This is a genomic window from Asanoa ishikariensis (genome assembly GCF_900107455.1).
Lineage (GTDB): Bacteria > Actinomycetota > Actinomycetes > Mycobacteriales > Micromonosporaceae > Asanoa > Asanoa ishikariensis.
The window spans coordinates 369,866-381,750 of record NZ_FNQB01000003.1 but is presented as its reverse complement, the minus strand read 5'-3'; the positions used below and the strand labels follow the sequence as shown (position 1 = coordinate 381,750).

General features: G+C 73.9%; 12 protein-coding genes. 4 read left to right on the top strand and 8 right to left on the bottom strand.

Annotation, left to right across the window (positions count from 1 at the left end; all coding sequences use genetic code 11):
* Positions 1–5: 5 nt before the first annotated feature.
* The 4 genes from BLV39_RS25905 to BLV39_RS25890 are packed head-to-tail and all read right to left on the bottom strand — an operon-like array spanning position 6 to position 4,475.
* On the bottom strand, positions 6–956 hold the full coding sequence (locus BLV39_RS25905) for a pyridoxal-phosphate dependent enzyme (RefSeq protein WP_090798521.1): 951 nt from the start codon (positions 954–956) through the stop codon (positions 6–8).
* Between the two features lie 16 nt (positions 957–972).
* Complete coding sequence (locus BLV39_RS25900; protein ID WP_090798519.1) at positions 973–2,670, bottom strand: M16 family metallopeptidase; 1,698 nt, start codon at positions 2,668–2,670, stop codon at positions 973–975.
* Between the two features lie 49 nt (positions 2,671–2,719).
* Entirely contained in the window at positions 2,720–3,703 is a 984-nt protein-coding gene (locus BLV39_RS25895; protein WP_090798517.1) for a hypothetical protein, read from the bottom strand.
* A complete protein-coding gene (locus BLV39_RS25890; protein WP_239083472.1) occupies positions 3,690–4,475 on the bottom strand; it encodes an alpha/beta hydrolase in 786 nt (261 codons plus the stop codon). The genes BLV39_RS25895 and BLV39_RS25890 overlap by 14 nt, the downstream gene beginning before the upstream one ends.
* Before the next feature lie 49 nt (positions 4,476–4,524).
* On the opposite strand from BLV39_RS25890, the gene BLV39_RS25885 reads away from it, so the two are divergent.
* On the top strand, positions 4,525–5,730 hold the full coding sequence (locus BLV39_RS25885) for an RNA polymerase sigma factor (protein WP_090798515.1): 1,206 nt from the start codon (positions 4,525–4,527) through the stop codon (positions 5,728–5,730).
* On the opposite strand, the gene BLV39_RS25880 is transcribed toward BLV39_RS25885, so the two are convergent.
* Positions 5,715–5,996, bottom strand: coding sequence for a DUF2087 domain-containing protein (locus BLV39_RS25880; protein ID WP_090798513.1), 282 nt, complete (start codon positions 5,994–5,996; stop codon positions 5,715–5,717). The genes BLV39_RS25885 and BLV39_RS25880 overlap by 16 nt on opposite strands.
* Positions 5,997–6,039: 43 nt before the next feature.
* Entirely contained in the window at positions 6,040–6,783 is a 744-nt protein-coding gene (locus BLV39_RS25875) for a TetR/AcrR family transcriptional regulator (RefSeq protein ID WP_090798510.1), read from the bottom strand.
* Positions 6,784–6,866: 83 nt separating this feature from the next.
* Between BLV39_RS25875 and BLV39_RS25870 the strand changes: the two genes are divergently transcribed.
* Together BLV39_RS25870 and BLV39_RS25865 are read left to right on the top strand one after the other, a co-directional pair.
* Positions 6,867–7,829, top strand: coding sequence for an ATP-binding cassette domain-containing protein (locus BLV39_RS25870; RefSeq protein ID WP_090798508.1), 963 nt, complete (start codon positions 6,867–6,869; stop codon positions 7,827–7,829).
* Positions 7,826–8,626 (top strand): ABC transporter permease, encoded by an 801-nt coding sequence (locus BLV39_RS25865; RefSeq protein ID WP_090798506.1) that lies wholly within the window; start codon positions 7,826–7,828, stop codon positions 8,624–8,626. The genes BLV39_RS25870 and BLV39_RS25865 overlap by 4 nt, the downstream gene beginning before the upstream one ends.
* Before the next feature lie 61 nt (positions 8,627–8,687).
* Here BLV39_RS25865 and BLV39_RS25860 read toward each other — a convergent pair whose 3' ends face one another.
* Positions 8,688–10,010: a trypsin-like serine protease gene (locus BLV39_RS25860; protein WP_176985079.1), complete on the bottom strand. Its 1,323-nt coding sequence runs from the start codon at positions 10,008–10,010 to the stop codon at positions 8,688–8,690.
* Between the two features lie 59 nt (positions 10,011–10,069).
* The gene (locus tag BLV39_RS25855; RefSeq protein ID WP_090798502.1) at positions 10,070–10,582 is read right to left on the bottom strand and encodes a GNAT family N-acetyltransferase; all 513 of its coding nucleotides are present in this window, start codon (positions 10,580–10,582) and stop codon (positions 10,070–10,072) included.
* Between the two features lie 159 nt (positions 10,583–10,741).
* Here BLV39_RS25855 and BLV39_RS25850 point away from each other — a divergent pair, with 159 nt between their 5' ends.
* On the top strand, positions 10,742–11,866 hold the full coding sequence (locus tag BLV39_RS25850) for a hypothetical protein (RefSeq protein WP_090798500.1): 1,125 nt from the start codon (positions 10,742–10,744) through the stop codon (positions 11,864–11,866).
* Positions 11,867–11,885: the final 19 nt, after the last annotated feature.

The window sequence follows — 11,885 nt, the reverse complement described above, 5'->3', positions numbered from 1 at the left end:
CCATGTCAGCCGGCCAGCAGTTTCGCGAACCGCGCGGTGTCGATGTTGCCGCCGGAGAGGATAACGCCGACGCGGCCGCTGAGCTGTCCGGTGAGCACGGCGGCCAGTCCGGTCGCCCCGCTGGGCTCGAGCACGATCTTGAGGCGGTCGAAGGCGAACCGCATCGCGTCGCGGATCTGGTCGTCGGTGACCAGGACGATCTCGTCGACGAGCCGGCGGTTGACCGAGAAGGTGAGCTCGCCGGGGATGTCGGCGGCCTGCCCGTCGGCGATCGTGCGGGGCACCGGGATGCGTACGCGCTCACCGGCGGCCAGGGACCGGCGGGTGTCGTCGCCGTCGACCGGCTCGACGCCGACCACCCGGATGCCGGGATGCAGGCCCTTGGCGGCCGTCGCGGTCCCGGCGATCAGCCCGCCGCCACCGACCGGCGCCACGACCGTGTCCAACGAGCCGGCCTCGTCGAGCAGTTCCAGCGCCGCGGTGCCCTGGCCGGCGATCACGTCGGGGTGCTCGTACGGCGGGATCAACGTCAGCCCCCGCGACGCCGCCAGGGCCTCGCCGAGCGCGACCCGGTCGCCGGTGTAGCGGTCGTAGGTGTGCAGCTCCGCCCCGTACCCTTCGACGGCCGCGCGCTTGGACTCCGGGGTGTCGGCCGGCATCAGGATCACCGCCGTGCTGCCGAGCTCGCGGGCGGCGAGGGCGACCGCCTGGGCGTGGTTGCCGGACGAGTAGGCGGCGATGCCCCGGGAGAGCTGCGCGTCCGACAGCCGCGACACCGCGTTGTAGGCGCCCCGGAACTTGAACGCGCCGATCCGCTGCAGGTTCTCGCACTTGAGGAACACCTGGGCGCCGGCGCGCGCGTCCAGGGTCCGGGACCGCACGACCGGGGTGCGGTGCGCGACCCCGGCGATCCGGTCGGCGGCGGAGCGGACGTCGTCGAAGGTGGGAGCTCTCACGCAGGCGATTCTCGCATCATGATCCGGCCCGCTGCGCGGACCAGGCCCGCAGGAACGCCCGCCCGACCCAGCCGGCGATCAGCCACCCGCCGATCAGACCCAGCACCCGGACCTGGGCGACACCCGCGATCATCCCCACCGTGTACGCCAGCGCGGCACCACCGACCACGACGGTGACGAGTCCGAGCGCTCCCACCCGCAGCCACGCCGGCATGAGCCAGTCGCGCCAGGCCGGCACGAGCCGGCGGCGCCGCGCGGACACGGGAGCGGATTCCGGCGACGACTCTGACGGGCGGCCCGGCATCGGCACGAGCAGCTCGGCCGGCACCCGTCGGTCGATGGTCCCGGCGTGCAGGTCGGCGTAGCGGGCGGGCTCGACGACGACCACCATCCCGTCGTGGCCGATCACCACCCGCGATCCGTCCGGATTGACCAGCACGGCGGCGCACTCCGCGAACCGCACGGTGGCGATCTTGCCGTCGGTGTCGACCGCGCTGACGCCGTCGTCGCCGACGTGGATCGTCGGCCCGCCGCCACCGACGGGCACGTGGCCGCGTCCGCCGGCCCGGGTCTCCGAGGCGATCGGCGCCTGGGTGTACCCGGCCCATTGGGCACCGCCGGGCGGCGTCATCAGCAGCGCCGTCGCGCGCACCGCCCGGGCGACCTCGTGCGCCGCCTCGGCGGTGACCGCCCGCAGTTCCTCGACCTCGCTCGCGGCGTCGCCCAGCGGGCGGCCGGTGAGCAGCCGGAACGCCTGCGTGGGCAGCTCGTTGGCGGCGGCGTCGGGCGCGGCGGCCTCGCGGACGGCGGTGGCGCGCGCGGTCGCGACCTCCGCGTCTGCGGCGGGGACGGCGAACAGTCCGGCGAGCACGTCGACGAATCCGCCGAGCACCGCGCCCTGCTTGTCGGGCAGCGCGTCGGCGTACGCGCTGAGCACCGCCTGGCCGTCGCCGCGCTCGGCATACTCGACGGCGGTGGTGTACGACAGCCCGCCCTCGAGCCGCAGCGACCGGTGCAGGCGGCGCTGGAGCAGGTGGGCGTAGACGAGGGCGGCCGGCGACTCGGGCACGACCGCGTCGACCGCGGTGTGCGGCCCGCCGCTGGCGAAGAAGGCCGGGGCGACCGGCAGCGTCGAGGTGGCCGCCGGGACTGGCAGCCGCCGGCCGGACGGCAGGTGCAGGCGCAGCCCGGCCGGCACGCCGTCGCCGGCGATCCACAGCACGGCGTTGTCCAGGGTGAAGTGGGCCGCGGCCCAGGCGCGCACGTCGTCCGGGGTGATCGCGTGCAGTCCCCACTCGGGGTAGCTGACCAGGCCGTAGCCCTGCGCGCCGTACCGCCACAGCGGCAGGTCGCGGGTCGGCCCGGTGCCGCGTCCGTGTTCCTCGGTGCGCAGCACGTCGCGTTCGGCCGGCAGGCGCCCGGTGTCCGGCTCGGTCAGCGACCGGGTGACGCGGGCGAGGAAGTCGACGATGTCGCCGTCGTCGCCCTGGACGTAGAACGTGGTGGCGGTCAGGCCGGTGCTGCCGTTGTGGTGGTAGGCGCTGCCGCCGATCGGGTGCAGTGCGAGGTGCTCGACCAGGTGGGTGATGCCCCGCCGGGCCAGGGTCTCGTCGGCCTGCCCGACCCGGAACACCAGTCCGGCCCGGCGTGGCCCGACCGTCGGCGCGACGAGGGTCGGCACCCCGTCGACCTCGGTGCGGATCATGGCGGACATGCGCCGGAGCGTAAATGATCTTTTGTGGTGCCGCGGTCCCGCCGGACAATCAGCGCGGCGGGCGCCCTAACGCCCGTCGCACGGCCGCGGTGGCGCGCTGCCGGCCGGTGGCGGACTCGGCCCGGATCCGCCGGAAGTAGCCGACCGGGTCGGCCGTCGCACCCCACGGGTACGCCGAGACCCACGGCCCGACGAGCTGGAAGCTGCGGTGGGCCAGGTCGAGCTCGCCGGCGTAGCTGAGGATCATCCCGAACGTGCCAGCGACCTGGACCCAGCCGGGCGTACGCGTGAACGAGGGATGCAGCACGGAACGCGCTGCGGCTTCGCGCAGCGCCGCGCGGACGCTGCGGTGACCGAGGAAGCGCGACTGCGCCGCCGCGTCGGGCAGGTCACCGACCTCCTCCAGGTACGCGTCCGCGACGAGGAACCCGGCGTGCCCGCCCTCGGGGGCGGCCAGCATGCACTCGCGGGCGAACGCGTGCATCGCGTCCAGCGAGCCGCTCCATTTCGGGCACAGCCGCTGCATGAGCTGCCACTGGCCGCTGGTGTGGTGCGGGTCGATCGCGGCCAGGGCGGCGTACCGGCGGCGGGTCTCGGCCTCGCCCATCTCCAGGCCGCGGGCGGTCTTGAGCCGCGAGGTCCAGACCGCGGGGTCGGCCGGGTCATGGGCGGCGGTGGCGGCGAGCACCTGCTCCGCTTCGACCAGGCCGGCGTGGAAGGCGTCGAACTGCGCCTGGGACACGTGGCGCGCCCGTCTGGTGCTGCGGATCGCCCACGCGTCGAGGATCAGGCGCTCCCCGAGCATGGCGCCGGCGGTGCTGTCCGCCGGGTCGCTCTCGTGGATCTTGCGCAGGAAGTCGAGGTCGGCGTCCTTGGCCGCCCAGCGGATCAGCATCGTGCGGCCGTCGGTGCGCGGGCCGGCCAGGACTCCGGTCGCGGCGTCCCAGTCGCGAACGTCCAGTGCCCGCCGCAGGGCGGCGAGGTCGGGTGAGGCGGCGGAGTCGTCGACGACGAGCGGTTCAGCGGGCGGCACGTTCCGGATCGTAAATCACCTTCTCGTTCAGCACCTCCGCCGCACGGGCGACGGCCCTGGTCAGGGCGGCCCGGGACTGGTCGATGTCGTCGAGGACGTCGAACGCGTGCTGCCCGTCCGGCACGTCGATGATCTCCGGGGACGCGGCGGCGACGAACTGCTCGACGAACCCGGCCAGCAGCGGGCGTTCCCGGCCGCAGCGGGTCAGCACGATCAGCGGCGCGGCGGCGCCGGCCTCGGCGACCGCGTCGATCGGCGCGAACCGCGGGTCGATGGTCAGACGGTCCTCTTCCGGTAGGTACGGCGCCGGCGAGGCCAGCAGCGGGTAGCTCAGGAAGATCGCCCGCAGCCAGGCCGGCCGTGCCCGGATCCAGTCGGCGGACAGCAGCCCGCCGCCGGAGAACGCCCAGTAGAGCACCCGGTCGCCGTCGACGTCCGGGTGGGCCCGCAGTGCGGCGGTCGCGGCGGCGACGTCGGCGGCGGCGGTGACCGCGTCGACGGTCCCGTCGACGACGTGCAGCCGGTGGTCGACCACGGCAGCGGCGAGCCCGGCGGCGCGCAGCAGGGCCGCGTAGCCGTGCTTGACCGGCCAGCCACGCGGCGGGACGTCGAGGTCGTCGGGGATCGGCCCGCCGTGCACGAGCAGGACGACCGGGTGTGGTCCGGGGCCGTCGGGCAGGTACAGGTCGAGGTTCGCCGCGACCGCGACGGGCGGCGGCAGGTCGGGGTGCTCGGCGACGAACGGGCGCAGGAACCTCGGTATCTCGCTCACGCCGGCAGTGTGCCCGCGCGGCGGGCGGTGCGCGAGCGAGAATCGGGCGGTGGCCGACCTCGAACCGCTGCTGCGGGACCTCGCACCGCAGGTCCTGGCCGCGGTCGTGCGCCAGTACGGCGACTTCGACGCCGGCGAGGACGCGGTGCAGGAGGCGCTACTGGCCGCCGCGACCCAGTGGCCGGTCAACGGGATGCCCGACAACCCCCGCGGTTGGCTGATCACGGTGGCGTCCCGGGCCCGGATCGCGGCCTGGCGCCGCGACAGCGCCCGCGACCGCCGCGAGCGCACGGCGACCCGCCTGGACGCGCCCGCGGCCGCGCCGGCGCCGGCCGCCGACGACACGCTGACCCTGCTGCTGCTGTGCTGCCACCCGGCGCTGACCCCGGCCTCCCAGGTCGCGTTGACGCTGCGGGCGGTCGGTGGGCTGACCACGGCGGAGATCGCCCGGGCGCTACTGGTGGCCGAGGCGACGGTGGCGCAGCGGATCAGCCGCGCGAAGCAGAAGATCCGGGCGGCGGGCGCGCGGTTCACGCTGCCGCCGGTCGAGGAGCTGCCGGCGCGGCTGGCCGCCGTACTCCACGTGCTCTATCTGATCTTCAACGAGGGTTACACGGCCAGCTCCGGCGAGCGGCTGCACCGCGTCGAGCTGACGGCGGAGGCGATCCGCCTGGTTCGCGCGCTCCACGCGCGGCTGCCGCGCGACGGCGAGGTGGCCGGGTTGCTGGCGCTGATGCTGCTCACCGACGCCCGCCGGCCGGCCCGTACCCGCCCCGACGGCGCGTTGGTGCCCCTGGCCGAGCAGGACCGGGCTCGCTGGGACCGGTCGGCGATCGTCGAGGGCGTCGACCTGGTCAGTGCGGCGTTGACCCAGACGGCGGTCGGGCCCTACCAGCTCCAAGCGGCGATCGCGGCGGTGCACGACGAGGCGCCCAGCGCCGCCGACACCGACTGGCCGCAGATCCTCGGCCTGTACGACGCCCTGGACCGGATCGCGCCGGGGCCGATGGTGACGCTGAACCGGGTCGTCGCGGTGGCGATGGTGCACGGGCCGGACGCGGGCCTGGCCGCCCTCTCGGCCGCCGAGCCGGCCCTGGGCGCACACCACCGGGTGGCGGCGGTCCGCGCGCACCTGCTGGAGACGGCCGGAGACCGGGCCGGTGCGAAGGCCGCGTACGAGCAGGCCGCCCGGCAGACGCTCAGCGAGCCGGAGCGCGCCTATCTGGCGGGTCGGGCGGCTCAGATCTCGACGTAGCCGCCGGTGCGCCAGTAGAGCCCGTCGGCGCGGGCCATCAGGCCGGTGTCGATCAGGTGGCGGCGCAGCGAGACCCAGTCCGGCTCGTAGAACGCCCGCAGGGCCGCGTCGACCTCTTTCTCCGGGAACTTCACGCCCGGCTCGAAGACCGTGACGATGTGCTCGAGCACGACCTGGCGCTTGGCGGCGCGGGCCGGGATCGACGTGAGGCGGCCGTCGTGGAGGAACGCGGACAGGATCCGCTCACGGCGCTGGTCGAGGTCCATCACGCCAACCTATCCAGCTCGGGCCTCCACGGGCAGCCGGGTTTCAGCGGCTCGCGATGAACGCCTCGATGCCGTCCAGGAGCCGCTGCAGGCCGAAGTCGAAGGCGTGGTCCGGGTCGATCAGCCCGTACGCCTCGCCGGCGGCGGCACCGACGCGGGCGGCCAGGGGGAACCGTTTCGGGTCGAAGACCTTCTCCAGCAGGGGTGCCTGCACCTCCCACCACGCTTCGTCGCTCATGCCGCTGCGGCCGGGCGCCTGGGCGGACTCTACGGCCGCGGACGCGGCGCCGTTCACGTAGGCCAGCACCGAGGTGAGCGCCGTGTCGATGTCCACGTCGGACAGGCCGGTGCCCTCCAGCGCGCCGAGCTCGTAGTCGTACTTGGCGAGCAGGTTCGGGCCCATCGGCGGCCGGGCAGTGCCGACCTGGAGCATCCAAGGGTGCGCCCGGTAGAGCGCCAGATTGGAGCGGGCGACGTGCTCGAGCCGGGCCCGCCAGTTCGCGGGCAGCTCCGGGCGTTCGGGCTCGCCGAGCACCTGGTCGATCATGAGGTCGATCAGCTCGCCCTTGCCGGGCACGTACGTGTAGAGCGACATCGCGCCGACGCCGAGCCGCTCGGCGACCTTGCGCATGGACAGCGCCGCCACCCCGTCGCCGTCGGCGAGCTCGATGGCCGCGGCGACGATCCGGTCGACCGACAGGCCCGTGCGGCCTTCCCGGTCGGCGGCACGCCACAGCAGCGCCATGCTGCGCGCCGGGTCACCGGTTCCGCTGTATTCGATCGCCATTTCGTTTGGCACCTCGTTCCGTACGGTGTACCGTACGCCGTACGGAACGTTCCGTACAGCGTACTGATCATAAGGGGTGGCCCATGGAGGCTGTGACGGCGCATGCCCTGCGCCGCCGGTTCGGCTCGGTCGAGGCGCTCGCCGGCGTCGACCTGGCGATACCGGCGGGCTCGGTGCACGGGCTGCTCGGTCCGAACGGCGCGGGCAAGACCACGCTCGTGCGGATCCTGACCACACTGCTGCGCGCGACCGACGGCACCGCGACGGTGGCCGGGTTCGACGTGCGCCGCGAGCCCGACCGGGTCCGCGCGCACATCGGCCTGGTCGGCCAGCACGCGGCGGTCGACGAGATCCTGTCCGGCCGGCAGAACCTGGAGATGTTCGGTCGCCTCTACCACTTGGGCCGGGTGGCCGCGCGGGCACGGGCCGACGCGCTGCTGGCCGAGTTCGGGCTGGCCGACACCGGGACACGGGCGGTCAGCACGTACTCCGGTGGGATGCGCCGCCGCCTCGACCTGGCGGCGAGCCTGATCACCGCGCCGCCGGTGCTGTTCCTCGACGAGCCGACCACCGGGCTCGACCCGCGCAGCCGCGGCGAGGTCTGGGACGCGGTCCGCGCCCTGGTCGCCGGCGGCACGACGGTGCTGCTCACAACCCAGTACCTGGAGGAGGTCGACCGGCTCGCCGACCAGGTCACGGTGATCGACCACGGCCGGGTCATCGCCACGGGCACACCGTCCGCCCTCAAGGGACAGCTCGGCGGGGACCGGATCGACGTGGTCGTCGCCGACCTTGTCGATCTGCCGGCCACGGCGGCGCTGCTGGCCCGGATCACGGGCGACACCCCGGACACCGACGAGGACCACCGCCGCGTGGGTGTCGCGGTCACCGACCGGATGGCGGCGTTGACGGCGACCGTACGCGCGCTGGCCGACTCCGGGATCGCGGTCGACGACGTGACCCTGCGCCGGCCCACCCTCGACGAGGTCTTCCTGCACCTGACCGCCACCGACTCCAACTCCGACGCTGAGAAGGTGACCGCGTGAACCGGTTGCGTTGGGCGTTCGCCGACGGCGCCACCCTGACCCGCCGCGACCTCGACCACTGGGCGCGGCAGCCGGCCCAGGTCGTGATCGGGCTGCTGTTCCCGGTGATGATCGTGCTGATGTTCGGCTACCTGCTGGGCGGCGGCATGACCGTGCCCGGCGGCAGCGGCGCGGCCGGCTACCGGGAGTTCCTGATCCCCGGCACCCTGGCCCTGACCATGGTGTTCGGCCTGGAGGGCACCTTCCAGGCCATCAAGACCGACGTGTCCCGCGGTGTCACCGACCGGTTCCGTTCGATGCCGATGGCGTCCTCGGCGGTGGTCGTCGGACGCAGCGTCGCGGACCTGCTCAACGCCGTCGTCTCGCTGAGCGTGCTGGCCCTGTCCGGCCTGGCGATCGGCTGGCGCTGGCACTCAGGCCTGGCAGCGGCGCTGGCGGCGTTCGGGCTGTTGCTGCTGCTGCGGTTCGCGATGCTCTGGATCGGCATCTACCTGGGCCTGGTCGTACGCGGCGAAGGTGCCCTGGTCGCGGTGCAGATCCTGGTCTGGCCGCTGGGCTTCCTCTCCAACACCTTCGCGGCGCCGTCGACGATGCCGGGCTGGCTGGGCACGATCGCCGAGTGGAACCCACTGTCGTCAACGGTCGGCGCGGCCCGCGAGCTGTTCGGCAACCCCGGCTGGGGCGGCGACTCGTGGGTGGCCCAACACGCGATCCTGATGGCGGTCGTGTGGCCGGTCCTGCTGATCGCGGTGTTCTTCCCGCTGTCGGTGGCCCGCTACCGCAACCTGGACCGCTAGCCGCTCCCGAGACCTTCACCGTCGCCAGGCCCACGAACGGGCCTGGCGACGGTGGTCAGGATCAGAACGGGGTCAGACCCCAGATCCGGGTGACGTCGGCCCAGTCCTGGAAGTACAGGGTCGAGGTGTCCGCTCCGAGCGACGAGATGCCCTTGGCGAGCACGTCCGCGCCGCTGATCGTGAAGACCGGGCCGCCGCTGTCTCCCTTGCGGAACGCGATGCCGCCGCCGTCCCGGGGCGCCCGGATGAGCCCCCGGATCGTGTAGCCCTGGTCGCCGTCGGAATCGCAGCATCCCATGATCTTGTCCATGCTGTTCTGCTGCCGGATGCCGCAGACCGTGCCGCTGGTGATGCCGGACTGGCAGACGAGCTGGTTCGTGGACCAGTGCGCCCAGCCGGCGACGTGCCTGGTGTTCGAGGTGGTGTTCGTGCCGTCGAAGATGGTCGACGATCCGTTCGCCCGGATGATCCCGAGGTCGTAGGACACCGACTGGTCGTAGAAGGGCCCCATGTATTCCAGGGTGGCGCCCAGCCCTTGTTGGGCGTAGTCGGGCGGCGTGGCGCAGTGCGCGGCGGTCAGGACGAAGCGCTGCCCGGCACTGTTCTTCGTGCCGAAACCCGTGGTGCAGACCAGGCGCCCGGCACCGTTGCGCCACGACTCCCATCGCGCGCCGCCGTTCCAGGGTGCGAAGTCGTCGGTGCGGCTGTACCCGGGCTCGATCGTCTCGGTGCCGGTCGTGATGGTGACGGGCACGTCGACCCGCGCGGTCTTGACGATCTGCTGGGCGGGGACGGCGGCGGCCAGGCCGAGCCGCGCCCGCTTGCCCGCCATCGTCGCGGCGGCGTCTCCGGGCAGCCGCTCGACGGTGAGCCCGCTGCCGTCGTACGCCAGGTGAACGGCCTGGATGTCGCTTCCCGCCTTGACCGCGGCCGAAGTGATCTTGTCGCTGTTGCGCTGAAGTGTGGCGAATGAGTGGGCGGCCGGCTTCACCGTCACCGACCCGTACGCGCGGGCCCGGGCGACCGCGGCGGACATCGTGGGTGGCAGCGCGCCGCTGTAGTAGAGCGTCACACCGGATCCCTCGTACGCGACCCCGGCGAGGCCGGAGTCCTTGGTCTTCAGCGACGCCTCGTGCAGAGCGTCGACGGCCGGCTGCAGCTTGGCCTGTTGAAGCATCTCGGCACGGATGGCGGGATCGATGTGGTCGACAGACTGCGGGTCGAACACCGGTGTCGGAGGCTTCTCGGCGTCGCCGGCCGACGCGGCCGCGCCCCAGGGCAGGGCCAACGGCACGAGGAGAAGGACGGCGACGGCCCGGATGAGACCGCGGCGTCTGGAGCGGGTAGCCGGTGGCCGGTCAGTGAACGGCGTCAATGCTCGCATGCGCGGAACGCTAGCCATCCATCACTGTCCACATAGGCCCGCGTCGACATTACGGACAGTCAGACGCCGAACGGTGCCGCGTAGCGGATGGTGCCGGCGGGGACCGGATGTGCGGGGTCGAAGGTCAGCGCCATCATGTTCTCGTCCGGGACGTCGAACGGTGGGCGGATCCCGTGCCCGGAGGCCGGCGTGAAGCCGAACCTCGGGTAGTAGTCGGCGTGGCCGAGGACGAGCACGAGGTTCTCACCCCTGCGGCGGGCGGCATCCAACGCCGCCACGATCGCGGCGGAGCCTGCGCCCCGGCCCTGATGCTCGGGCAGCACGGCACACGGGGCCAGCGCCAGCGCCGGGATGTCGCCGACGTGGCAACGGGTCAGCAGCGCGTACCCAGCGACGGTGCCGTCGGGTGCGACGGCGACCCACGACAGGTCGGGCAGCCACACGGCCGGGTCGGCGCGCAACGCGTCAACCAGGTCGGCTTCCTCCTGGGTGGGGAACGCGCCGGCGTTGATCGCGCGGATCGCCGCGACGTCGCTCGGGCGCTCAGGGCGGGTGGTCCAGGCCTTCGTCATGTCGGGCTCCTTCCTGGCCGGTGGAGCATGCCATCTCGCCGCTTTGCTCTGCACCCAAATACGCACCGCAGGTCAGCGGGGGTGTTGCGGATATGGGTGCAGAGCAAAGCGGCGCGGCGCGGCGGCCCGGCGCGCCGCGGTCGGTAGCGTGCCTTCACCGTGGACATCGTTGCCGTCGAGACCCGGCCCTGCGCCCACTGTGGCCGCTCCGTCGAGCAGAACGTGGGTGCCGGGCGCCCCTTCCGTTACTGCCGCGACAACGACGGCGAGTGCCAGAAGGCGTCCCGTAACGCGCGGATGCGTCAGCGCGGCGCCCCCGGGCTGACGGGGCAGCTCGCACGCACGTGGGAGGTCGTGGACCGACTCGACCAGGTGGTGGAGACGCTCTCTGACGCCCTGCACGCGGAGCTGTCGCCGGCCGGTGTGGAGCGGCAGGTCGCCCAGGTGCGGGCGGAGGCGGCCAACGCCGTCGCCGCCGCGCAGACCGAGCGCGACGACGCCCGCCGCTCCGCCGAGCAGGGCGCCGCAGACGCCCACGCGGCCCGGCAGGAACGTGACCAGGCCCACCGCGACGCCGCCACCGCCAAGGACGCCGCCGACACCGCCCGCCGGGAGGCCGACGAGGCCCTCGCCCGGGCCCGGGAGGCCGAGCGGGTCAGTGACGGCGCCCGGCAGGCCGCGTCGGCCGCCGCGGCGCTGCGGGCGCAGGCGGAGGCCGACCGGGACGCGGCCCGGCGGGACGTGCGGGCGCTACGCGGCGAGCTCGAGGCGAGCAGCCGGCAGGTCGCCGAACTGAGTCGGGAACGGGACACCGCGCTCGCCGACGCACGCCGGGCGACCGACTCCGCCGCGAGCGCGGTCGAGCAGGCGGCCCGGTTCCGCGCGGAGGCAACCGCGGCCGGGCAGGACGCGACGCAGGCCCGCGCCGAAGCCGTCCGGGCGACGACCGAGGCCGACGAGGCCCGCGCCGCCGTGGTCGCCGGTGAGAAGGAGCTCACCGCCGAACGCGACCGGGCTGGGCAGCGCGAACTCGCCCGGGACGCCGAGCTGCGGCAGGTCAAAGCGGCGGGTGAGGCCGCGCTCGCGGAGCTGCGGGCACGGCTAACGGATGCCACCGCGGAGCGGGACGCGGCCCGCGACCGGGTCGCCCAGCTCGCCGGCCAGGTCGGTGACCTCGCGGGCGCGCTGGCGGCCCTTGGTGCGGCCCGCGCGGCCACGCCCGAGCCCAGATCCACAGCTCCCGCACAGGTTGGCGAGCCTGGTGACCTAGATCGCATCGGCTGAACGGACGTTTGCCCACGGA